Below are 23,606 nucleotides of genomic sequence, written 5' to 3' on the forward strand. Positions count from 1 at the left end.
AAGTCAGTCATGACTTATCAACAACCTAAGCCAATTTCACTTTCGTAAATACGGCCTTCGCCGGCTCAAATGGTTTAGTAGCGCTCGAAATTAGGCGAGATTCCAGCTGCCCAATTCGCAGACTGCGCTCTTCGGCAGTTTGCTCAATGCCGACAAGGTAAGCAGCCCCTACCTGTACGGTCATAGGCACTTCAATGACCCGACCGAAATGGTCTTGGAGCAAGAAGGCCTGGCGACTTGCAGAGTAACTCAAGGTCAAGCCTTCACCGTCCGGATTGCTGAGTTTGAGAAGGTCGTGCGTGTGGGCCGGCTCAACCGTAATTCGCACCCACATGCTATGCCCAAACACAGGGCCAAAATGCCGGCCATACTCCAGCTGCGACAAGTCGCTCAGGAAAACGCCGTTTGCGTATCGTCCCTTGCGGTAAGAAATACCTTTGTTCGCACTCGGCAGTTCACCCTCTCTGGCGGATTTCAGGTTGCCATCGAAGCGCCAGCCGTCTTTGTGACCCTCCCACATCGTCGGGTATGGCGCTGCAATTTGCAGCTTGGCCATCAAGTCATCCATCGAACCGGTTGGTTGCCAGTTACGTGATGCCTCTCGCTCACCCCAGGCAAATGAAGCCTGAGACCATGAGGTGTAATCCTGCCGGATTGCCTCAAAGTTGAAGTCAACGATGTTATAGCCGCGCTTCGTGTCCGGCATCACCATCTGGTAGATGTATTCGGCATAAGCGCGTCCTGCCTCCATGCGAGGCAAGCCATCAGATGATTCGATCTTCATCCCTTCCAAGAACCCGTTCCAGCCTTGCTGAGCCTCCTTCTGAACCGCAATCATGTTGACGTTAGAAGGCACGGCCACCGAAGTCGTAAAGAACGAGGCCTCTTTGGAATAAATGCCAGGCGCCCGAATTGCCTTGATGAAGAAGGTCAGATCGCCCTCTGCGCCCGCGGGTGTCGAATACGCCGTTGAAAGCGTAGTCGTGAGCGTCTTACCGGTATCCCAATCCATACCTTGCCTGATCTCATAGCCGGCAATGTCTTTCTCAGGGTTCGGCTCCCAGCTGAACTCCACACGGCGGCTTGATTGAACCGCGTTAAACCGGCGAACGGGTGCGGGTGCAGCGAGGTCGATTCGGATAGTGGCCACTTCACTAGAAAGCCGCTCGCCATCGTCGATAGCTCGAATATGGAAGAAGTACCGGCCTTCTTCTGTCAGCTTGTGCGCGTATGAGGTTGAAGCAATACGCTCGACCACAACTGAGCCAGAATCCCAAGACGGACCCTGCCGGATTTGATAGCCAATCACATCAACTTCATTGTTTGGCGACCATTCAAGCAGCACATCATTCATGCGCGTGCTGTACCGGAAATTCTGCACCTTCTTCGGCGGCGCCAGTTTGCCAAGCACCTTGTACGCCATTCGCGGCGCAGTCTCTTCTGCCAGGCTGATACCCACCACATCCCGGGCGATGACCATAACCTCGATCTGATCATCTTGCTTGGCTTCAAAGCTAGCTCGCTTGGCAGCTGCAGCATCAACAACGCGCCATTGACCGCCGTTTGACCGCACCTTGACCGTGGACGACCGGTAGAACTCCGATGCGTTATCAAACATCACGATTACGCGCGATTTCACCGCCCCGCCCTCGATAAACAACTCTTCATCGATGGCAGTAATCACCGAATGCTTGATTGAAGTCTGCAAGTCAGAGTAGTTCGGTGTCGGCATAACCACGCCGTCGGCACGATAGACTGACTCGTTGTACTCGATTGCCTCAATCGTCCGATGCCAATCTTCATTGCCGGTGATTGCCGTTACGCGGAATGGCTTTTTGACCTTATCGATAGGGCCAAACATCCAGTGTTGGTATTGGTTTGGTGCGGCTGGCAGCGGCGCATTCAAGCGCAGAACATCAATCTCACCGTTCGCTGGCGTGACAATCCGCTCTTCAAGAACGTCCGTATCGAAAGCCGTAAAGCCCAAGCCTGGTCGAATACCCTCATTCCGGTCGAGCACGATGACTGTGGTGCCTGTTGCACCCGCACCTTGACTCATCACCTCGTAATCAACGCCGCCAATCAGCACTCGTTTTACTTTGGTCGTTGGCGTCCAGCCCGACGAGTCCGCCACCGTGATGCTGTTGCCCACCACTGACAAAATTGGGCCTGTTGCACGCTGCAGCACGTCATACTTCACCAAGACGCAATGTTGTTTGGTGTTGGTGATGGGTACTGGCCTGTCCAATTTCAGCGTTGTCGTAGAGCAGCCGTCATCCAGTCGGCCGGCGTAACCCCACTGCGGCATATCGTGCTGGACGAGGATAACGTCGCCCACTCGGCACCCGATTGCATCAATGGCGGCATCAAAGGTGATCGATTGGGTGATATACCGGTTGATGTTCAGCAACAGCGTGGCTTCCTTGAAGGCCTGCTCTCGGCTTGTGCATCCAATCATCTGCAGACTGGTGCTCTTCTGCATCAGACCGCGGTTTTGCGCGACCGCATCGACCACTCGAATGGTTTTCTGCTCGTACTTCTCTTTCTCGTCGAAATAGGTCAGCTCGACCTCATTCACTCGGTCAGCCGTCGGAAGCCAATTTTGAGAGAACGACCCCCGCATAATGTTGGCCACAGAAAACATCATCACCGGTGCCGCGGCGCGCTCAATTGCCAAACTCCAACGAGTCCCTTCACGAACAAGCTGAGCATGGCCGGAGCGCAGCGGGTACTGCAGCGCCTCCCACATATTCATGCTGGTATCGATCACCGCATTGAATTTGAGGCTGTTTTGCTCGCAATGCTGAGCCCACTCGAAGAACTTGCGCAGGTTCAGGCGGTTGTCGTTCATGCCGCCACCGTACCGGTAGTGCGACAGCATATCGAGCACGACCCAAGCCGGATTGGCCGTGAAGGCGTAGTAGGGCTGCAGGTTAGCATCCAGACAACGCAGAATCCGGCCGTGGCAAACGTATGTCACCTTTGGCAGCGAGTTGATCTGATCTGACATTTTGATGCGTAGCTCGAGCAGCGCGGTGTTGCTGTAGGCGATAGGCTCGTCAACGATTTCGTTAATGTCGGATAGCACGACCTGATCTAAGATGGTCGATTGCTTGGACTCTTCATCGGTTCTTCGCACGCGGATTTCATACTGGCCTTCCGCAAGCCCTTGCCCCAGCAATGAGCGACGAACAGGGCTTTGCACCTTGTCGGTCATCTTAAAAGCGGTGCCGTAAATCGGATGGTCGCGCTCTTCCGCAACCACTTCAAAAACAGGTGGTGCATTGTGCGGATTGGCCAAAACACGAACGAGCGTCCGATTGCTTGTGCCTGAGTAATATGGCCAGCCGCCATTGTTCAGGATGAGCCCAGGGCGCATTTCTGTCGAAATCGTCCCGTCTCGGTAGTACCACCGTTTTTCATAGCGCAAAATGGTGGCCTGATTCTGCAGATTGAACCAGTCTCCAGTCCCTTTTAGCCGCACTTGCGCCTCAATGAATACCGAGCGCTCCATCTTGGAGCCATCTTTCTCATTGATTTGAACCAGACCACTAGGCGCTAAGAAGTCGAGCCGGATGTTATCGACTTCACCTTGCGTCTCGAAGTACGACCAGTCGGTAGTTAATTTACGCTGGGCGCTAATTGGCGTGTAGGTTTTGCCGAAAAACCTGAGAGCGCCGCCATTTGGTGTGCGATCACCCTGTCGAAAGTGATATTCGTAGTCCTTGTAGGTCGTGATCGGTAGGTCGTTAATTTCCAGATCGGAAATGGCCGAGATTGGGCCTTCGCCAACCGCAATCAGCATGTAGAGGTACTGATTGTTGGTATTGCCGTCATTATCGACCCGCACCCCAATCACATTACCGGCCATCCGGTGAGAGCCATAGCAGACAGGGAATGGCACGCCCTCGACAGAGGTGTTTTTCGGGCCATCGAGACCGTATGTTTGGCTGTCTGTCAGGCTAGATGCCATCGGGTCAAGCTTGGGCTTTGGCGCCGGAATGAGCGCGTTCACTGCCATTGAGCCCACCGCCATAATAGCTGCGCCGGCTGCGCTAATCGCCGCTGCCGAGGTGGCACCAAAGGCTTGCGCAAGATATGGCGCTCCATAGGGCGCCACAATTGCGATAGCGATCATAGCCACCAGACGCAGAATCGACTTGCCACCACCTTTCCCGCCTTGAGGCACAGGGCAAATCACCACTGAATCGCCAGGCATCAGGTAAGTGCTGAGCTCTTGCTCTTGCGTCAATACTTGCCCGTTCACCGAGATCACGCGCTCAGACGCCCCGATGATCATTGGGAACGCCTCTGCTGCACTCAACTCCGGCAGCCAGGCCTTCTCCGACAAAATCCGCTCCGTAGGGTTGAACGGGTTGAGTATTTCTACAACCTTGATTGATTCAAATTGCGTTTGATCATCCAACATAACGGTAATACCCCAAAACTCTTGATTTCCAGTCGTCAATTTCTTCAATGCAGACCCCACCTGCGCCTTCCCATGTGTGAATAAACCGGTGCCGATCGATGAGCATTCCGCAGTGCATATTCCCTGGCACTCTAATCAGCACTGCCGCGCCAGGCTCCGGCTCGACCTCTCTCCAGAGCACAAGCTGGTTAGCGAACAAAGCAGAAATACGAGCGCCGTCAGTTGGGCTGATGTAGTCCGGAATGTCGTGACCCTGCCGGCGATAGAGCTCTCGCAGGAGGCCATAGCAATCGAATGTGTCGGGACCGCGCCCTTTGTACTCAAAAGGGACGCCAATTAGGTCGATGAACTCAAGCGCCGCATCAGCCATAGCGAACCCCCGTTCCGATAATCCCAGGGCAGCCGCCGAAGTTGATTGAATTGCCATGTGCCGCGCAGCCATTTGGCCCCTGCAGGGTGTAATCGCAGCTCGGCATCGAACCGGTGTACCCGCAGTCGGCCGACTTGTAGCGCCAGCTGCAGTAGTCTTTGCGCTGTAGACGACGAGGGAAGCGCATCGTCAATGGGTTTTCGGCACCAAGGGTAAAGGTGGCCACGTAATCCTTTGAAGAGGCACCAATGATCTCGAAGAACTCCTGCTGATCAGGCGGCGAATTCAGATCTCCGGCGTTGATGATCATGACTGTGACGGGAAAGCCGACCCCGCCGCCGTAGCTCTGCATCCGACCCTGCACTGCTCGGCTCGTATCGATGATGTTGAGCGTGATCTCTGGCAGGCCATTGGCCACATGCTTTAAGCCAAGATCAAAATCGGCAGCGACATAAACATTGCCGCGGTAGGCAATATCCTCGTCGTTTGATACTAGGCGCATGGTTTCAACCAGTTGATAGGTAGTCGGATCGACAATTCCCACTTCCAGCAAGAGCAAAAAGGGGCTGGTCGATGCGACCATCCCCTTCTCCCGAGCCGAATTTACAGTCAAGTTTTGCATTTTCGGTCACAGAATAAAGTCACAGATGACTTATTATACCTCCCGAAGTTTAGCGTCGTGGCAATTCCAGTAATGAACCCCGCCAGCACCGATGTACTGAAAGCTGATCTTGCCTTGAAATCGAACATTGATGACTTCACCGGTGGTCGGAACCGTAAACTGGAAGATGCCGCTGCCGCCTCTGACTGAGTAGTAGAAACTCTCGATCAGGGTCTTTTGCTGCTGGCTCAGAAACGTCCAGCCAATCGAGAAGGTACGCCGGCCGCGTCGGGTTGTGCGAGCTCGCGTGAGCTCGTAGCCACCCTCCATTTCGTGCCGAATCGTGTTGTCCTCCAGTTCCTCGCTGTACTTGGATGAGTCGAGTTGGTCATTTAAAGGCAGAGAAGCCATATTTACCTCCTTTTATGAGCTCATTGCCGATTTCAACCCGTCGCGGAATGCGCCAGGCTTAGATGCCTCAGTCAGCACCACATCCATCACATAGCTTCTGCCGTCGAAGCGCATATTGCCCTTCTCGGCATTCATGCTGTTGGTGGTCTGGTTAATGACGTTCACCGTGACCTGTGGCGCCTGAGAGCCTGCATTTCCATTCACACGAACACCCAGCCGGCCATTCCCGTCGCGCGACAGCGGCATGATGGCTTCCGGACCAGCCTCGCCCATCAAGCCCATGTTGAAGTAAGTTGGAGTGTTGACCAGTGCATTGGTGAACGCTCCACCTTTGGCGAACTGCTTGATTGGCTGGCCACCGATGAAGGCGTTACCCTTGGCGCTGGCAAGGAAGCCGCCGAATAGGTTGCCCAATCCCTGAACCGCCCAATCGGTAAAGCCTGACAGCGCCTTCCGCATGGCGATTTTGGCAATGTCCGACAGGATAGACTCGGTGAGCTTTCCGAACTCGAACTTGCCGGCCTTGGCCATGTCGATGAATGAATCGATTGTTCGATCAGTCCAGTCGATCACCCCTTTCTTCATCGCATCGGTGGTGTCCTCCCAATCTCGGCGGATTTTGGCAAATGGATTGCCTGCCTCTTCGGCCATCTGCTTGATTTGGTCACTGATCGTATTGACCGCCTCGCGCATCTGATCTGCCTGCTCTTGGCTCAGACCAGGTATTTTTAGCCGGATGCTCAGTGCTTCTTGCCATGATTCCAGTTCGCGCTGCAGACGTTGCCGTTGCCGCTCAGAATCGGTCATCAGACCGTCGGCATTGCCATTGATCTGATTGCGCGCACGCTCCATAAACTCGCCAAAATCAGCCTTGGCTGCAGATTCCTCTGCTTGCTTGGCAAACTTGTCGAAGTCGGCCTGAGCGCTGCCCAGATCAATCTTCTTGAGCTCCGCAATTGCCTCTTCCAGCTTGGTAGAGCGCAGTTTGATCTTGCCGGTCGCTTCCGTTGTTCGCTCGTCAATTTGCCGCGCCTCAAGACCGTATTGATTGCCAAGATCTCGAATGCGCTCAATGGCGCGCTCTTGCATCTTGCCAAACTCGGTACCCGCTTTGATCTCTGCCAATTTGGCGATCTGAGCCTCGGTGAGCTTGGCGTCCTTCTCGTCCTTCTGGAAATAGCGAGTGGTGTCATTCAGCGTTTTATACCGCTGGAAATACTTGGCCTTGAGCTCATCCAGCGTCATCAGGGCGCTTTCGGCCTGCTCATAGCTCTTGCCGGCCGCGACCGCATCAGCAGCTTCCCGAATCAGCTTTTCGCGCTCTTCCTCGAAAGCAGACTTCTCAAGTGATTTTGGTTTTGGCGGCTTTTTCGTGCCTGCTAGCGAAGTGGTTGGCTTGGAAAAGTCGATGGCGTCCGTCTTTTGAAGCGGCTTCATCTTCTCTTCGACCTGCTCGATGGCAGATTGAATCTTGGCCGTCTCTCGCGCGTTACCCTTGGCGCTTTCCAGTCGTTTGGCTAAACCGTCTCTGAGTGTGGTGTAAGCCTGCAGCTGCTCGGCATTCGACTGCTCAATGAACTTCTGCAGCGCCTGAGCACGCTTCTTCTCGTCCCCATCGCCCTTTTGAGCGTAGAGCCGGTTGAACTCGACTTGATCTTTGCTTTTCTTGGCTTCAATGCGCGCGACTTCTTCACGAACCAGACTGAACCCCGCCTCTTGATCACGCTGCTTTTGCAGGTTTTCAGAGATGAGCTTTTCAGTACCGCGAGCGTCTTTAAGTGCTGTTTCTGCCTTGTCCCATGCTGCCTTGAGGCCATTCTGCTCTTTCTGATACTCGGCTCGCAGTTTATCGAACTCTAACTTGGCCTTCCGGTACTCTTCGGAGTCCTTCTTCATTTTCGCCATGCGAGCTTCTGCAAGAGCAAGCGATCTGTCCTGTCTTTCTTTCGTTACGAGGTAACTAGCTCTAGCAGCCTGAACGTCTTTGAACTTGTCTCCAATTTGCCCTTTTGCTTTATCCAGCTCTTCTTGCGTTGCAATGCCACCGCTAGCGACTCTCATTGCCGCACGAGTTGCTGCAGCCGCACGATCTGCCGCGGATTCCATCATGGCCAGATAGGTGACTACCCCCAGGATTGCGGTGATTGCCAACCCTGCAGGTCCGCCGAGCGCGCCAAGCACAGCGCTAAGGCCGCGTCCAGCGATTGTGGCGGCAGTTGTGGCGGCAGCCCATGTGCGCGATACTGCGGCGGCCTGTACGACTTGGCGTTCGTGCCGTGCAATTTGTTGATTCACCTGAACAAGCCGCTGCTGCATTGGGCCAATCGCACCGGAAAAGCTGCGTCCAACACTGTCGTATTCACGGCGAAGGGTGGCGAATGAGGCTTTGGTTTCCGCTGCAGCCCGAGAAGCCGCCGCGGCCATTGCTACGTTCGCGCTCTTGGTTTGCGCTTCCAGTACATTAACCTCGGCTCGCAACGCCTTGCTTTCGCGCTGCAGCTCGGCCGCGCGCTGCTTAGTTACTGCAACCAGCTGACCATTGATAATCTCTCCTACCACACGATTATTCGTGCCAAAGTAGACCCGAGATAGCTGCTGTTGAATATCACGAATACGCTGTTGAGCCGCAGCAACTTCAATCCCACGTTTCACTTCGGCTTCTTTGATCGCCATAGCGATACGCTGCTGCGAGGCCGTTTGCTCAGCCTGCATCCGTGCCATTATTGAGGCGCGAGCTGACTCAAGTTCTGCCTTCTGCGCTGCAATGCCGGCTTCCAGTACCTGCTTCTGATTCGCCAAAGCAGCCGCTTGTTGCTGGAATTGCTCGCCAGCCACGCTATTCAGGCGCATCCGTCCTAGACGCTGTGTGGCATCGTAGAGGCCTAAAATGGAACCTCTCGTCGCAGCCGCTCGTTCGCCGAGCGAACGCATTGCGTCGCCAACTGCGCTCGACACCTTCCAGAGCACAAACGCACCCGCAGCCAGCTTGATCGCCGGCGCCAGCGTAGCCATTACTTCCGCGAGCTTGACCGCTGCGTTCGTTACATCTGCCAGTGATTGACCGACCTCTCGGCCAAATTGCCGAGTGTCGCCATTAGCCAAGCCCTCGATCAGCTTATCGATTGCGTTCTTGGCCGCATCGGCGAATGCACCGTCGCCCACTTCGGTCTTGAAGAGCATCCACTCGGTTTTCAAGCGCTCGAGCTGGCCAGGCAGCGTGTCCATCATTTTTGCCGCTGCACCGCCGTTCATGTACTCCAACACGGCGATCATGCGGCGCAAGGCGTCATTAGCTTCAACGGTACCGGTTGAGATCTTCTTGGTCAGTTCGGCCATAGACATACCGGTACCCACCGCCATTGCCTGAATGGCGTTTGGCACAGCTTCACCGAGCTGCTGACGCAGTTCTTCCATCGAGACCACGCCCTTACCGGCCATCTGCTGAATCGCAATGGAGGCGCGCTTGAGCTGCTCGCTGCTGCCACCAAATTTCGCTACCGAGTCGATCAGTGCTTGCAGAGAGCCATCTGCAGGGTCGAGACCGGCCGATTTCAGCTTCACGAATGAGTCTGAGATCGCCTTGATCTCGAAAGGCGCGCTCTTCGACATATTGATGACGAAGGTGCGGTTACTGATCGCCTCTTGGCGGCGCGCGAGTTCCTCGGTCTGCTTCGACAGACCTTCCATCAGCATCGTCATCCGTTCCATTTCGCCGGATGCCTGCAGGAATGAGGCCGGCAGCGCGAACAGGATATTGCTCAGCGTATCGAAGGCATGGCCGAGCAAGCCGAGGGTCACTACCCCGTTATGGAACGTCCGGAAAAGCGAGCTCGATGAGGTTTCTGCACGCTGGGAGGCTCGGTCGAGCTGCTCCAGGCGAGAACGTAGCTCACCGACCCGCTGACCCGCTTTGGCCGCGCTGGCGGAAAACTTATCGCCATCGAGCTCAAGCGTGATCGAGATCTTGCCTGCACTATTCATATTTCACCTGTGACTTAATTACCAAATTTCATCGACATGGTTTGTTCTTTGAGCCAGTTCAGTCCTTCTTCGTCCCGAGCCGCATTGAGCGACTGGTTTTGCCGGTGCTCTTCACTTTCAACGTGCGTCACCCCTACTTCTTTCTTGAGCCCTTCTCGCAATTCGGTGATGTATTCGCCGCCAGCACCGAAGCTGCCTGCCATGACCACATCCACGCGGCGCAAATCTTCCCAAGCAGAAACTCGATTGATTTGCCGGCACAGAAACCAAAATGCCCTCGCTGGGAGCTCTAAGACTTCCCGCAAGGGCATCTGATAAAAGCGCATGACCTGGGCCACCATGAAACCAAGGTCTAATTGCTTGAAGGGCTCAATCAGTTTCCCGCTTGGGCGCCCTGTTCCTGATCTTCTGACACGTCTGCCTTGATTTGGGCCTCGAGCTCTTCAACAGTCACACCGCGGACAAATTGAGTCACGATGGTCAGCTCATTCAGCGTCATGCTTTCCAGCACATCAATAGGCATCGAAGGCACGGATTTTTGTACCACCTTGATCATTTCTTCGATCATGGATTTCGTGTCGCCGGTCATTGCCACTTCTTGAAGGCGATCGCCCTCTTGTTTGCCACGCAGGAAGTCGGCGAGCGTGAATGACTTCACCTCGTAATTGACCCCCTTAAAGCGCAAGTACCGCTCTGGCGGCATTAACTCATCGATGTTTAGCAGTTCCATTTTGCTTTCTCGGAATGGGGAGCGCTGCAACTCCCCATAAGTTACCTATGACTTAATTAAGCAGCGTCACCGAATGAAAACAGCAGTTTTGTAGAAGGGTGCGCATACGCCTTAAATTCGACGTTAAACACGCGCTCTTCTTCCAGCTTGTAGGCAAACTGCAGACCACCACCAGTACCGGCCAGAGGAATCACGAAATCCTCTGACTTGTCGCCCAGCGGCTTACCAACCGGATGCAGACGCAGCTCGCGCGCCATAGAAAGCAGGTCAGAACCCACACCAGAGGTCACATCCACACGGAAGCGGTCAATGGTGTTGGCTGTTACGGCTGGATTTGCAGAGGCAAAGCCGGCGCCAGAAGTGCTGACGATGAAAGAGCTGTTGTTGTCTTTACCGGTCAAGCGAATGGTTGCGGCCGTGTTGGTGCTCGCATTCGCAGTAGTCGAAGCCGAGGCATAGCCGGAATCGTTCGCGTTGATCAGTGCGACAAGAGCCAGAGCGACTTCACCCTGAGTTGGCGAGCTGTCACTTGTGGTTTCGTACTTGATGCCATCGATGGTCACGGCGTACTTGGTGTTTGCAGCCACAGTGCTGATCACTACGTCAGAAGTGGCCGGAGTACCTGGCGTACCAACCTTGTTCGCACCAGGCATTACGCGAACCAAGTTGTCGATGGTCGTTTCGGCCAGCGGCACTTTCACGGAGCACTGGCGACCGGTTACAAGCTGGTTGATCGGGGTTTTACCAAACTGGTCGATGTTTACGTCGTAGGTCTCGGTTGAAACCGACACCTCTACACCGCCCTTGGTATAGCCAAGATCAACACCGTCAAAGAAGATCTGGCAGACGCCGATCTTCACGTTTCGAGTATTGGAAGGCATGTGATTATCTCCTAAATGTATGTCATCGCTGACTTATCAAAGGGTAACATAATTAGCGCGCATATTCACCAGAACCTCGACGTTACCCCCAGGGCTTTGAGGGTATGCGTGCGGCTCATGGAGCGGTATGCACAGGTTAAGTTGATGCCCTGGTATTTGCGAAGGCATCATTGTTGAGAGGTAATTGGCCACCTCAAAACCCAATTCACGACTGCGCTGATAGCTTTTCGACCGGACAATCACCTGAAACTCAATGTCGCGCAGATCGGGAAGTTCGGCGTTAATTTTCACCGGCATCAAATTCCGGAGCATCACCGCCTCCGTCACTGTGGATGGCATTGAAAAGACGAAAAAGGGAACTGAGCTGATCTGTCCCGATCTGCCAGCCAACTCAAGCATGTCCCGCAATGTCGAAATGAAATCACTCTTTTTCATCAGAGAACCTCTTTAACCGCGTTGTAAATGCTGGCGCTTACTGCTTTTGCGCGCTCTTCGCCGGCTCTCTCCAGAAACTTCGGACCGACTACGCCACGCCCTGCATCTTTCGCCTGAGAGAGCTCACCTAGCTCGTAAGAAGCCCTAATCGACCCGTCTTTGCCGCGAGAGAAGCCTTCATGGATGAAGTAGAGATATTCGCCAACCGCCTTGCCGTCCTCTACGTGCTGCTCGTCCACATACACAAAGAACCGCTTACGCCGGTTGATGCCGCCCTGATCTTCGGCGATCTTGATGGCGTTCTCTAGCCGGCCCGTATCCACTGGTGCATAGTCAATCGCCAGCTCCCGCATCCTTTCTGCTTCAAGGCGCATCCGGTCAACAGCGTGCTTCATGACCCGCTTACCCACCTGCTCAATGGCAGCGGTTACGAGCGATTCGACCGGAAGCTTGCTGCTGCCCTGCACCCAGCCATTCATGCCCAGCAGGTTTGCAGAGATTTTGATACTCATGTGGCCCGCTCCAACTCGACCTGCAGATGATCAATGCCGCCGTAGAGCTTAGGGCGCGGAAATACGCCAACTACTCGCAAGCGTTGATTCATGATCTTCACCGTGTCGTTGTGCTCGATCTTGGTCTCTGGCGGAAAAAGCAAGCGCACATCGGCGGTTGCTTCTTCTGCTGAGCCCCGAGAAGCCGAGCTGTCAGTCCGGACGTAGGTTTTGTCGATGTTCAGGTTCATCGTCACGATATGGCACTTGGCAAAGTGACGGCTCAGTTCAGTCTCTTGGCCGTAGTTGTCGTACCCCGTTTTGACGATTTCAACTGTGCAAGTCGGCTTTCTCATTTGGCCACCCCGATAAACTGCCAACTGCTCTGAGGGTGGAAATACTCATCAGCCACAGCTAAAAGCTCATTGCCGGAAGGTTGAACGGTGAGTCGCTCCATGCGCAAATTGCCAAACTCAAGCGGCTGACCTTCGTTTTCTACCAGCTGATTTGCCAGATTGATGCGTACTGCATACCAGCGCGCGGCCAGATACACGTAATCAGACGCTTTGACCATCCGATTGCCGGCGTTGAGCAGCTTGATCGAATCAAGTGGGTTCACACCTGCCGTTAGCTTGGCCTTCTCGGCTTTGCGCATGACGGGAACGATGTAGCTCTCGATAAAATCCACCACATCGGCCATGACCGGCGACTGAAACGATGCCGGAGAGGTGGCCATATTCAGCGCCATGCGACGAATGCTCTGTAAATGAGCCTGTCGTGGTTGAATAGGCTTGCCTGCAACTGCCACGCCGGCTGCAAATGAGGAAACCGAGCTCAGCACAAGCGCCGCAAAGCTATCCTGATGGCTGATCATCGCTCGTACCCCACACGGAAAGTCACAAATCGACCCAATGCTTCCACCGCGCGACGGCAAACTGGCAAGCGCAGCGGCACGCTCATTCGGAACATCTGCGAGGTCTCCCCTACCGTGCTCGACATGAGGCCGTCATTGCGGTCTTGCTCCAGGTCATTGCCGCCCAGCAGGTAGTCGGCCTGAATGAGCTGGCACAGCTGCAGGGCCGCTTTAAATTCCGGCTGCGCGTCGAACTCGGCGAGGGTCATGGTTTCCAGATTCACACGCACCTCGTCTCGGGCGTACTCATCCAGAACACTCATCGCATCCACTGTCAGACACCGCCCGCGAACAATGCGCAAATTGAGCTTCTTGATCTGTCCATAGGATTCGATCAGGGCAGCGCGTTGCTGTGCATCAGAAGCGTTTTCCCAGCCCGAAAGACGCGCTAATCCGGACGCGAGCAGGATTGCTTCGTCATGGGTTAATGCAGACTGTGCTGGCACGACAAAAGGCACATTCGACTCGATCAGGTAGGTCTGACTAACCTGCGCTTTGCCTTCTGGATGCTCGACGGTGAAGATCACTCGGCGCAGTGCGCGCATCGAGCTGGTCAAGTTGATACTCAGCGGAATATTGGCGATCAGATGCCCGTTAATGTTTTGCGCACTGGTGTCGCCCATCAGAATGTTGCCGCGCTCATCTTTGACGATGAATGTGGTTTGGTAGCCCGAGAGCTCGAGACGCTCAATCAACGCCAGATCTAGGTCGAGCGTGACCGGCGTGCCGCTTGAGAAACGCTTCTGCGACATGCCGGCCTCCTTATTTCTGAGCCGCGAGGATGTTTTCGATCAGCTCGGCAATCGATTTGCCACCTTGGGCGCCCACTTCGCGCGCCACTTCGCGCAAGCCTTTGATGCCTTCCTTGTCCGCGATTTCACCCAGCGATTCCGCGCTATATGCGTTCGCTTTTGATTGAACGGCTTCCGGCTGCTGCACAACTTGCTCTTCAACCGGTGCGCGCTCCTGAATTGCAAAGAACTCAGCGGTTGCGACCGACACTTCATGCTGTGACTGCATCACAATGGCCTGATCAATGTTTTCTGCACCTTCTGGAAGCACAAATTCACCACCGAAATTGCTGGCGATGCGCTTTGCAACTCGCGGCAAAATTGGCTCAGATAGACCGTCCACGAATTTGACGCTGGCAATTTCCGATTCGCCTGGGTATTGCTCGGGATTCAGCTGGATGCGAACTAGGTGTTTGAGTTGTTCCATTTGAGTTACCTCATGCTTTATCTTCTGGATACGAATAGGGGCGAGTTGCCCCGCCCCTTATGCTAAGTCATTTATGACTTACTAACTAACGCGAATTAGTTAGATACGCCGTACAGACGAGCCAGAGACTTAGTAGATTTCAGCGCCAAGTTGCAGTACCACTTCAAGCGGGTGCGAGTCGCATCCTTGTTTTGAACGGTACCAATGTCCTCAACGGTGAAGCCGGCAGCCTCAGAGCCACCATATACACCGAACAGGCCATCTGCTTCATTCAGGCGCATTGCGTACACTGAACGGAACGAACCACCGGTCAACGCAGTACCGCCCACGTTTTCAGTGGTTGGCATGAAGTCGTTGATGATGATTGGCACGCCATTGTGCGCAGGCAGAGCCAAACCGAAGTTTGGAATCATGATTTGCGCAGCGTCGGTACCGTTCTGAGCACGGCACAGAGCGCGGTAATAGCGCAGAGTTGAGCTGTGCATCATGATGGCGTCAGCACCGTTTGGTACGCGATCAACCAGGTCATCCAGCATTGAGAAGGTTAGGTTGTTGGTTGGGCCAGCGCCGGCAGCAATCGATTGCTGAGCAGTAACCAGCTTCCACAGACCATCGAACTCTTTAGAGTTCGCCGCAGAGTCACCCTGCACCAGAGTACGACGGAAGCGACGACCCATACCCTTCGCCTTCATGGCGATTTGCAACGCTTTCTGGTCGTTGGTGTCGGACTTGGTGGCTTCGGAGAATTTATCCACGTCCACGTCACCGATCAGAGTTTTCAGGGTCACGGTTACGTCAGTAACGGTGCTGGCCTCTTCCGGTACGGTGTCATTGTACGGGTCGATGAACGCACCTTCCGACAGCACGCCTTCACGGTTGTAAACCCAGGCTTTGCCCTCGATGCGATGGAACGGCAGCAGGGCAAACAGCGCGTCGCGGTCGATTACTTCTTCAACCACACCACGCTCAACAGAAGTTGCCGACAGACGATCGGCAACGGCTTGCAGCAACGGCATATTTCTTCACTCCTTGAATCAAATTCGGTAAGTCCTCGCTGATATAAGTCAGCGGTGACTTACCATAATACCATGAGAAATGTAGGGCAAATCAATCGGCAGATTGAGACAAGGCAGCGCTAATGCGAGCCATGCCTTTACCTACCTCGGGTTGTTTGTTGCCTTTATTCAGCTGGCCATCCGAATTAGAGCCGGCGCCTGGCTTGATTTTCGAGCGCAGCAGAGTGTCCTTATCGGCATCACCCTCGACGATTTTCTTGAGGGCAACGTCAAACGCCAGCGAACTACCGGTGGCGTCAACCAGCGGAGCACGGCCTGCAGCGCCGCGAGGCTTGTCATAGGCAACAATGCTGCCGCTTTCATCCAGATCGAAATGAGCGCCATACAGCGCGCGGGTTTTAGCCGGCGTCAGCACCAATTCGTCACGGATGAAGGCGGAATTGGAGAACGCAGCGCCTACGGTTAGCTCGTTAATCGTGGCTTGAGCGCTCTGCAGCTGCTCAGTCAAGCTGGTGATCTGCTGATCACGCTTGCCGAGCTCTTCCTGATGCGCTTTCACCATGTTGCCCTTGAGCTTGTCGAACTCGCCTGCGGCAGCAAGACGTTCATCTTCGGCTTTGCGCTGATCTTCGAGCATTTTGCGTACCGCTGCGGGGTCAATGCCCTCGAACGCCTTGAGTTGCTCTTTCAGACCAGAAATTTCGTCCTGAGCCTTTTTCAAGTCGCCCTTCTTCTGCATCACCTCTTGCAGCAGCTTCGCTTCGCTGTCGGTCGGCTTTTTATCGCTCTTACCGGAAGCATCATCGTTTTTGCCGTCATCAGTCTTGCCACCAGTGTTGTCGTTGGCGTTGCCACCATTGCCACCACCGGAGCCACCGCCCAAGTCATTCCCGTTACCATCGTTTGCGTCCAGCAGGCGATGCAGACGGAATTGAGCCAACAGTCGTTTATTCATTGCGTTTTCCTTTGGCCAGTCTCTCGGCCGATTAAAAGCCAGCAGTTCTCTTAGCTGGGTTGAAGGTTAAGAGCCGTTGTTTTCAACGGTCGAACTACCCTGCTGATTCGAGCCCTGACCCAGCGGGCGAGGGTCAAGGCCGTCAGCAGGCCCACTTTTGCCACCGAAGCCCGGCAGGCTAACCAAGCTTTTTGGCCAGTCCTTTTCGATGGCATCAATGATCTTTTTGCGCTTCACAACCGATAGCTGCGGATAGAGCTTATCTACCAGGCGCTCCAGTTGATGCCGGCGCAATTCGTCCGGCGCGTCCAGATCTTGCAGGCGAGTCGCAATATCGAGCTCATCCACCAGACCGCGCGTATCGAAGGTTTCCGGATAGGTCACAAGGTTCTCGCTCACTTCTTTGCTGTGATAAGCGGATACCAAGCGACAAATTTGGTTTTCAGCCAGCTCAAGCGCATCTGCCTTGGAGACCAGCAGTGCATTCACACGCTCGAAGTCGAAGGCCTTGGCCACGCCCGAGCTGTTGTCGATGCCCATTGAGTTATCAGATTTGGTGCGCTCACCCGCCAATCCGACAGAGTGGTAGATCTCGTTGATGATCTTGGAGATCACATCGAGAATCACATTTGCCTGTTTGGCATCAGGGCTGATGTATTTAGGCTCGCCGCCGTGCTCGCCGTCGTAGGTAAACACGCGCTTGGTGCCGGCATCTACCAGCTTGCTGTAACCCTCATCACCAGGCAGCAGGCCTTGAGCTGGCATTACCAGCTGGCTAAAGGTCTGGTCCTGAATGATGGCGTCCAGATTCGACAGATAGTTCGCAACGGCACGGTCGAGATAGGCAATGTCATCAATCAGGCCTGGCGATGAGTACGAGCGCACATGCGAAATCATGTGGTCGAGGAATACCACCGGCACTTTGCCAATTGAAACTTCACCGCCATCGACAGTGAAGTTGCCAGTTGGCGCCCCTTTGCTATCCAGCTCGGGCTTAATCAGATACCAGTTGTTCTTTGTCCAGAGGCGGAATCGCTCATGGACGAGGCCGGACGACGTGAAGGGGTCAGCATCATCACGCCCATGCTCACGGAGCAGCACCCAGCTAAGCTCGCCGGCCTCGTCCCAAGCGAAATCGAGAATATCCTCGACACTCACAAAGTAGGCATACACTGTGTTGCCAAGCTGCTTTTCCTCGGCCAAATTGGCGGGCTTTGGTGTTTCGGCACCCACTCGGCTATCCACCACAATGGCGACGCGACCACCAATCGAGCTCAGCAGCGAGCCTTGGCGCATAAATTCGTCGATACCCAGGCCTGAGCCATTTACGCTCTTCCAAAAGGCCTTCACAAACTCCGGCGCATCAGTAGCGCGCTCAGGTAATTTCTTGAAGAGGTACTTGTTGACCAGATCAGAAACTTCCTTGGTGTGATTGAAGCGATAGGCACGCGCAATACGCTGCCGAAATTCGTGCTTACCCTCTTTGTGGTAAGTGAAAATGTGCTTCTTAAACCACTCGCGGCCACCCTCATAGGTTTCGCGCAGAAAACCCCAATGCTTAATCAGCTTGGCGTATTCCGGATGGCGTCTTTTACTGATGGTTGAAATTTGTTCTTGTGAGTACGACATATCTGCACCTAAACCTTAACAATATTAAATCACCTGTGACTTATTTATGCAATCACAAAGAAACGCCCAAAATTTGAACACGGCGCATCGGAAATTCGAGCTCAATTGGATAGCCAATCGCGTCAGCAATGTGCTCGATACCGGCGCTCTTATCCACTTCGCGCGAACCTTTCTTGTAGAGCACCTGCTCAAATGCCTTAATCAGATGCTTGCAGCGCTCATCGATGCGCAGAATGACCCGACCGGATGCCGACATAAGCAGTCGATTGACCGCATTGACCCGATCTGCCACTGGAGGGTGCTTCTTGCGGTACTTAATACGCTTGAAGCCGATCTCTCGCATGATGTCGAGGTCAGACTCACCACGACCATGCTGCCGGCTGGCACCGGCTGGGTCGGGGTAAAGCGTGATCTGGTTCTTGCCCAGGTAGCGCCAGTAGCGCCGCTCTAACTCGGCGCCCATATCTTCGGTGTTAGAGCTGAACCGCACGCACTCATCGACCGCCCACACCTCGCCGTTTGGTTGCGGCTGCAGGATGATTGCGCTCATTGGGTCAATGTTGAAGTCCTGACCAATCCAAATGGGCAAGGCCGGATTGAAGTCGTACTTCCCGACATGCACGTTCCGGTCGAAGGTGTAGTACACCCGTCCGCTCATGGTCTCGAACGCCGCGTTGAACTCCTGGTTGAACGTCTTTTCATCCATATCCGCCTTCGCCGCTTCAATTTCCTCGGGCGGAATAAAGGGCGACATGAGCGTAGGGAACTGCCAGCTCATCCAAGTGCGGCCGTCGCGCTGCCCCATCATGAAAAGCTTGTGCAAATGGTTGTAGGCCTTTGGCGTTCCGATGATCAGCGCATGACCCAACGTAGAGGCAAGGGTTGGGCGAAGCACCGTTTCCCACACCTCGGGCTTAATGTCCTGAAACTCGTCCAGCACCACAAAATGCAGACCAACGCCTCGCAAGGTGTCTGGTTTATCCGCACCTTTGAGCTCGATAATCGTCCCATTGACCAGATGAATGATCATCATGGTTTCATTCATACGTCTGATCAATTTGCGGGGTATAGCGTCGGTAAGCTCGCGCCACATGATCTGGCGAGCCATACGGTAGGTAGGCGCCACGTACCAGATCAGCTGCTTAGGCTTAGCCGCATACTTGATGATCGAGATTTTTGAGAGCTGTGTTTTGCCCCAGCGCCGACCTGCAACCACGACCTTGTAGCGCGCTGGATGCCGATAAACGAGCATCTGGCCGCGATGAAGCTTGAGCGATTGCCGCTTTTTGGCCGTCGGAACAGTGATCATTCCGGCACCTCGCTCTCGTCCACCTCGCTCTCGTCATCGACCTCTTCGACTACGCCAGGCTCAAGACCAAACTCTTCCAAATCTTGAATTTCCGGCATCGACATGGCTGCGCGCTGCTGGTTGCGGATTTCCTCAACCTCATTGGCCGACAGCTCGGAAATCTCAAAGCCAGGCAACTCCTCTGCGCCACCCTCTTCTTCTTTGATGCCCAGCAAGATGTACTCTTCGGTGCGCAACTTGCTCATTGCCTCGACACCTAGCTTGATGGTCATCATGGTGTCTTTGAGGCTATCCATCGAAAAGCCGGCAGGGTTCTCGACGAAGCTCTTTGCAGACAGAGCAGAAATGCTATTGAGCAAGTAGGACAGGCGCTGAGCGGTCTGGATATGGCGCTTTTTGGCGTCCTCTTGCAGCTTGAGCTTTTCGTCACGCAGAGCTAGCTCCCGAGCCATGCGCTCTTCGCGCTCTTTCTCTGCCAGCTCGCGGGCTGCGCGCCCTTTAACCGCACCCAACTCTTTGATCACCCGGGCGATGGTGCCGCGATGCCGATCAAATGCCTTGGCAATCTGCTCGATGCTGGCGTCCATCTCGTACATCTCGGCGATTTTCTGTTTTTCCGCCTCGGTCAGACGTGTTTTCGTTTCGCTAGTCATACCAATTCAAGTCAATAAAAAAAGGGGCAGCGTTTTACCGCCGCCCCTTGCACAAACAGGAACCGAACAAGTCTCGCTAAACGCACGACTTGGTTTCATATTACGGCGTTTTAATAACATAAGTCAACAGTGACTTACTATCTAATCCGGAGTAGATCGTGGATAGGTAGAAGTTGGGAATTTTTATGCTTTCCAATATTTATTAACTACAGATAGATAGAAAGATAATATCTATTGGAGCGTCAAGATTTTCCCAACTCAACCTCTCCGGATTACTTCTCCGCGGTAGGCTTTGCAACGAAATTAAGCGCCCCTCGCCGGCTCGCAGCCAAGATGCGGAAGGCTTCAAGCGTTGGCTTCCAGAGGTGTCGCTCCTTACCCTCTTCGACGATCACTTCACAGGCGGCAAGACCGTACTGCTGCAGATATGTCAGAGTGCAGCGCAGCGCACGCGGTGTCGGCGCGTAGCTGAGCATCAAGCGCAGCTCATTCGTCCGGATGGCCTTGCACGCCTCATTCTCATGACAGAGCCTTGCCAACACCTCCATCTGCTTTACGGTACCGGCGAACTGTTTGACCTTCTTCATGCCAGTCCCTCCAGATTGAGCGGCTCATGCACGCCCTGCCGGTCGAATGCGGTCAGCGGAAGCCGGTCGGGCAGTACAAGCCCCACATCGGGGTTGAAGTAGAAGCCCCAGGCTGGCGCCCCGAAAATCAACTGCTGCATTTCCTTGAGCAAGTGAGCGGCCTCCATCGCCTCAACGCGCGAAGTACCGTTCTTCAAGTTTCCGCCCGTCTTTTCTTTGGCGCTCTCCTTGTAGTACCACTGCTTCATGCGGCGCAGCACGCTCTGACGCATCACTTCCGGCATGGCATTGAGCTCGTTCATGATCGCTTCGTGGTCAACAGGGTCGGACTCGAACAGCCCGCGCAGGAACTTGAGCCCGATCTCGTACTTGGTGCTGGGCTCCGGCTTGGCGAAGCGAAAGCCTGCCCGCTCGGCGAACGGGTTGACCTTGCTCATCGAGCTGCTGATCTCGTACAGGCGCAGGCCTTCCAGACGCATCGACAGGTTCAGCATCCGGTACGCCAGCCCGACGCCGCGGAACTGCGTGTCGTTGACCACGCGGGCGGCAAGCGCGAACTCCCGATTGATGACCTTGCCGCGCATGGTGTTGAGCAACGTGCTGTCTGCGCCTGGCTTGATGCCTGGCAGAACGCGGTGGCGGTTCTTGTCGAGCAGACGCGGGCGAGTGAACACCACAACACCGATGGTTTTGCCGGCCAGCACGCAGCGCCAGTAGTGGGCGCCGAACATGCTGTTGCTTTCGGTCTTGTAGTGCAGGGCGTGTAGCTGATGCCAGTCATCAATCGTTCCACGCTCCACGTACATATCGCGCAGCAATGAGAACGTGCGGGAAGCGGGCTGCAAGCGCATCAGACGCGCGTTTGCAGTGTCGGATAGGATAAGACTCATCCTTCACTCTCCCGCGCGTTCTGAGCGCGTTTCTGCGTCATTCCGGACGATCTCGACTTTCTCCCCGTAATACTTCTCCAGAATCAGGGACGGGTTGAGATCTTCGACCAGATCGCCGTGCGTGGTGGCGACGATCAGAGTCTTGCCGGCGCGGCGTGCAGCCTGCTGCAGTTGGTACGAGATTGCCTTTGCGGTGTTCCGGTCGAGCACGGCGCCGAACTCGTCGGCAACCCATACATCGGCATCGCTGCTCAGCATATAGGCAAGCAATAGACGGTATTTCTGGCCATCCGACAGTTCGCCCGGGCGCCGGATGACGAGGTTTGCGTCATTGATACCGCCAAGAGACAGCAGCCGGATGGCTTCTTGCATGTCACCATTGGGCGCCAGCTGGTCCACCAGCGGCAGATTCGGGTCGAAAAGCTGACTCAAAACGCCATCTGAGGCCAACCCAATCGAGCCGACTTTCAAGCCGGCCGTTGCCAGCTGGCGAGCAGTTTCTCGCAGCGCGATGGATTTGCCGGAGCCGGATTCGCCTGTGATGTAGAAAACGTCGCCCTGCTCGATCTCGAACTGCAGGTTGTCGTAGATGGTGAACTGCTTGTCGTCCAAACCAACGCCAAACATTTCTGCGACCTGGCGCACGCGCTCAGTGCGCATAACTGACATGGCAAAGGCGACGTTCAGAGTGATGGTGTGTTTCCAGCTCATGCCGCGGCTCCTTCAAGATAGCGGCCGGCGAAGTCCATGAATGCGTCCTTGCCTTCCTTGCCGGTAGCGCCCTCAATCATGGCCATGAAGCGAGTCAGCCGACGTTGCTCTTCCACGGTGACGTGCTTGAAGCCCAGCACCTTGTCGATATTCACCTTCTCGGCATCGACGGTCTCGATTTTTTCCGCCGTCGAGGTGGCAATCGAGGTGCTTGCAGCAAGTAAGTTATCCACCGTTTCATTGAGGTCGATTTCATCGATCTTGAAGTCGCGCAGCAGCTTATCGAGCTCGCCGGTGTCGATTGCGGTCAGCTCGGCCAGCTCGGAAACATCGAAAGACAGATCACGCAGCTCGGCGGTCAGGAAGTCGAAGTTGGTTTCGCCCAGCTCGCCCATGCGGTTGTCGTTGATGCGGAACAGGCGCTTGTCCTCTTCCGACATGCCGGTGACAACCAGTACCGGTACCGATTTGAGCTCTAGTTCCAGCGCAGCCAGTCGGCGACCATGACCGGCCATGATGACGAAGTTTTCATCGACGATGATGGGCGGTCCGGCCCAGCCTCGCTTCATGTTGGCCGCGAGCGCCTTGATCTGGCTCGGTGGGTGATTCTTGGGGTTCCGATCATAGGGAACCAGCTTCTCGATTGGGAAGTTGTTATGAAGTTCGCGCTTGATGTGTTCCATTATGTCACCTGTGACTTACTTAGCGGTGAAGAGAATGTGAGCGAGAGCGTAGCCGGCATTAGTCAGCGCATCCTCTTCGGTAAAGCCTTGTTGCTCGCGGACGTTTTCAATCAGCTCGCGGATACGGATGGCGTCTGCCACCGGCACTTTGAAGCGGAGGATTTCGTGGGTTTTGACCTTTTCGCTCAGCGGCTCAACCACCGGTGCTTCTGGCGTCAGCTCTTCTGGCGCTGAAAAATCAGGAATTTCCAAGGCATCCAGATCAATGCTGGTCGCTGCAAACAGATCATTGAGTTCGCGGTCACTAATCGGCATGAAGCTGGTGAGCTCTGGAAGATCAATATTCAGACTGGCAATGACCGCATTCAGCGCGTCAATATCGTCGGCGCCGTAGCGCGCGTTATCCAGCAGGCCAATTTCTTTGGCCTCTTCATCGCTAATTGGGCCCAAGTTGAAAATCGGCACTTCTGCCAGGCCAATTCGGATGGCTGATTCACATCGATGTTGGCCACCCAAAATTTCCAGAGTTAAACCTTCATTTGAGGGTATTTCGCGCACGATAATTGGCTTAAACATGCCTCGGCGCTGAATACTCGCATCCAGTTTTGCCTCGTTATCCGGTGAAACTCGATTCGAGTTCCAAGGGTTAGGTTTTAGAGATCGCGGGTCAGCTTTTGATTGTCCAGTCATTCCCTTATCCGTCCTGCTAAAAT

Annotated in this window: 24 protein-coding genes; all 24 read right to left on the reverse strand. The window is 54.7% G+C overall.

The annotated features are described in order from the left end of the window. Positions 1 to 25: 25 nt before the first annotated feature. The 24 genes from G482_RS0108600 to G482_RS0108720 all read right to left on the reverse strand — a co-directional run bounded on the left by G482_RS0108600 (position 26) and on the right by G482_RS0108720 (position 23,583). The gene (locus G482_RS0108600; RefSeq protein ID WP_028449701.1) at positions 26 to 4,429 is read right to left on the reverse strand and encodes a host specificity factor TipJ family phage tail protein; all 4,404 of its coding nucleotides are present in this window, start codon (positions 4,427 to 4,429) and stop codon (positions 26 to 28) included. Then, on the reverse strand, positions 4,419 to 4,799 hold the full coding sequence (locus G482_RS0108605) for a C40 family peptidase (protein WP_028449702.1): 381 nt from the start codon (positions 4,797 to 4,799) through the stop codon (positions 4,419 to 4,421). The genes G482_RS0108600 and G482_RS0108605 overlap by 11 nt, the downstream gene beginning before the upstream one ends. Beyond that, positions 4,792 to 5,382: a phage minor tail protein L gene (locus G482_RS0108610; protein WP_028449703.1), complete on the reverse strand. Its 591-nt coding sequence runs from the start codon at positions 5,380 to 5,382 to the stop codon at positions 4,792 to 4,794. The genes G482_RS0108605 and G482_RS0108610 overlap by 8 nt, the downstream gene beginning before the upstream one ends. Positions 5,383 to 5,454: 72 nt before the next feature. Beyond that, complete coding sequence (locus G482_RS0108615) at positions 5,455 to 5,811, reverse strand: hypothetical protein (protein ID WP_028449704.1); 357 nt, start codon at positions 5,809 to 5,811, stop codon at positions 5,455 to 5,457. Between the two features lie 12 nt (positions 5,812 to 5,823). Beyond that, a complete protein-coding gene (locus G482_RS0108620; protein ID WP_028449705.1) occupies positions 5,824 to 9,792 on the reverse strand; it encodes a tape measure protein in 3,969 nt (1,322 codons plus the stop codon). Positions 9,793 to 9,806: 14 nt separating this feature from the next. Beyond that, a complete protein-coding gene (locus tag G482_RS20420) occupies positions 9,807 to 9,995 on the reverse strand; it encodes a hypothetical protein (RefSeq protein ID WP_169721062.1) in 189 nt (62 codons plus the stop codon). Between the two features lie 170 nt (positions 9,996 to 10,165). Further along, positions 10,166 to 10,522 carry a hypothetical protein gene (locus G482_RS0108630; RefSeq protein WP_028449706.1) on the reverse strand — a complete coding sequence of 119 codons (357 nt, stop codon included), beginning with the start codon at positions 10,520 to 10,522 and terminating at the stop codon, positions 10,166 to 10,168. A 56-nt stretch (positions 10,523 to 10,578) separates the two neighbouring features. Continuing rightward, positions 10,579 to 11,403, reverse strand: coding sequence for a hypothetical protein (locus G482_RS19545; RefSeq protein WP_156905374.1), 825 nt, complete (start codon positions 11,401 to 11,403; stop codon positions 10,579 to 10,581). A 36-nt stretch (positions 11,404 to 11,439) separates the two neighbouring features. Then, positions 11,440 to 11,838, reverse strand: coding sequence for a phage tail terminator protein (locus G482_RS0108645; RefSeq protein WP_028449707.1), 399 nt, complete (start codon positions 11,836 to 11,838; stop codon positions 11,440 to 11,442). Then, positions 11,838 to 12,350: a hypothetical protein gene (locus G482_RS0108650; RefSeq protein ID WP_028449708.1), complete on the reverse strand. Its 513-nt coding sequence runs from the start codon at positions 12,348 to 12,350 to the stop codon at positions 11,838 to 11,840. The genes G482_RS0108645 and G482_RS0108650 overlap by 1 nt, the downstream gene beginning before the upstream one ends. Beyond that, the gene (locus G482_RS19550) at positions 12,347 to 12,685 is read right to left on the reverse strand and encodes a hypothetical protein (protein WP_051258863.1); all 339 of its coding nucleotides are present in this window, start codon (positions 12,683 to 12,685) and stop codon (positions 12,347 to 12,349) included. The genes G482_RS0108650 and G482_RS19550 overlap by 4 nt, the downstream gene beginning before the upstream one ends. Next, positions 12,682 to 13,065, reverse strand: coding sequence for a hypothetical protein (locus tag G482_RS0108660; RefSeq protein WP_169721063.1), 384 nt, complete (start codon positions 13,063 to 13,065; stop codon positions 12,682 to 12,684). Before G482_RS0108660 ends, G482_RS19550 begins: the two co-directional genes overlap by 4 nt. A 134-nt stretch (positions 13,066 to 13,199) precedes the next feature. Continuing rightward, positions 13,200 to 13,994 carry a hypothetical protein gene (locus G482_RS0108665; protein WP_028449710.1) on the reverse strand — a complete coding sequence of 265 codons (795 nt, stop codon included), beginning with the start codon at positions 13,992 to 13,994 and terminating at the stop codon, positions 13,200 to 13,202. Positions 13,995 to 14,004: 10 nt separating this feature from the next. After that, on the reverse strand, positions 14,005 to 14,460 hold the full coding sequence (locus G482_RS0108670) for a hypothetical protein (protein WP_028449711.1): 456 nt from the start codon (positions 14,458 to 14,460) through the stop codon (positions 14,005 to 14,007). Between the two features lie 95 nt (positions 14,461 to 14,555). Further along, complete coding sequence (locus tag G482_RS0108675; protein WP_028449712.1) at positions 14,556 to 15,476, reverse strand: major capsid protein; 921 nt, start codon at positions 15,474 to 15,476, stop codon at positions 14,556 to 14,558. A 91-nt stretch (positions 15,477 to 15,567) separates the two neighbouring features. Then, positions 15,568 to 16,431, reverse strand: a complete 864-nt coding sequence (locus G482_RS0108680; RefSeq protein ID WP_051258864.1) for a DUF6651 domain-containing protein — start codon at positions 16,429 to 16,431, stop codon at positions 15,568 to 15,570. Between the two features lie 66 nt (positions 16,432 to 16,497). Further along, positions 16,498 to 18,060, reverse strand: a complete 1,563-nt coding sequence (locus G482_RS17895) for a hypothetical protein (RefSeq protein WP_051258865.1) — start codon at positions 18,058 to 18,060, stop codon at positions 16,498 to 16,500. A gap of 52 nt (positions 18,061 to 18,112) precedes the next feature. Then, positions 18,113 to 19,369: a phage terminase large subunit family protein gene (locus G482_RS0108690; RefSeq protein ID WP_051258866.1), complete on the reverse strand. Its 1,257-nt coding sequence runs from the start codon at positions 19,367 to 19,369 to the stop codon at positions 18,113 to 18,115. Further along, complete coding sequence (locus G482_RS0108695) at positions 19,366 to 20,022, reverse strand: helix-turn-helix domain-containing protein (protein ID WP_028449715.1); 657 nt, start codon at positions 20,020 to 20,022, stop codon at positions 19,366 to 19,368. The genes G482_RS0108690 and G482_RS0108695 overlap by 4 nt, the downstream gene beginning before the upstream one ends. 272 nt (positions 20,023 to 20,294) lie before the next feature. After that, positions 20,295 to 20,609, reverse strand: a complete 315-nt coding sequence (locus G482_RS0108700; RefSeq protein WP_028449716.1) for a hypothetical protein — start codon at positions 20,607 to 20,609, stop codon at positions 20,295 to 20,297. Continuing rightward, complete coding sequence (locus G482_RS0108705; RefSeq protein WP_028449717.1) at positions 20,606 to 21,499, reverse strand: hypothetical protein; 894 nt, start codon at positions 21,497 to 21,499, stop codon at positions 20,606 to 20,608. Before G482_RS0108705 ends, G482_RS0108700 begins: the two co-directional genes overlap by 4 nt. A 3-nt stretch (positions 21,500 to 21,502) precedes the next feature. Continuing rightward, entirely contained in the window at positions 21,503 to 22,210 is a 708-nt protein-coding gene (locus G482_RS0108710; RefSeq protein ID WP_051258867.1) for an ATP-binding cassette domain-containing protein, read from the reverse strand. Then, entirely contained in the window at positions 22,207 to 22,893 is a 687-nt protein-coding gene (locus tag G482_RS0108715) for a ParB/Srx family N-terminal domain-containing protein (protein ID WP_028449719.1), read from the reverse strand. Before G482_RS0108715 ends, G482_RS0108710 begins: the two co-directional genes overlap by 4 nt. A 15-nt stretch (positions 22,894 to 22,908) precedes the next feature. Further along, positions 22,909 to 23,583 (reverse strand): ParB/RepB/Spo0J family partition protein, encoded by a 675-nt coding sequence (locus G482_RS0108720; RefSeq protein WP_028449720.1) that lies wholly within the window; start codon positions 23,581 to 23,583, stop codon positions 22,909 to 22,911. Positions 23,584 to 23,606: the final 23 nt, after the last annotated feature.

This window comes from Chitinibacter tainanensis DSM 15459 (assembly GCF_000429785.1).
Taxonomy (GTDB): Bacteria; Pseudomonadota; Gammaproteobacteria; order Burkholderiales; family Chitinibacteraceae; genus Chitinibacter; species Chitinibacter tainanensis.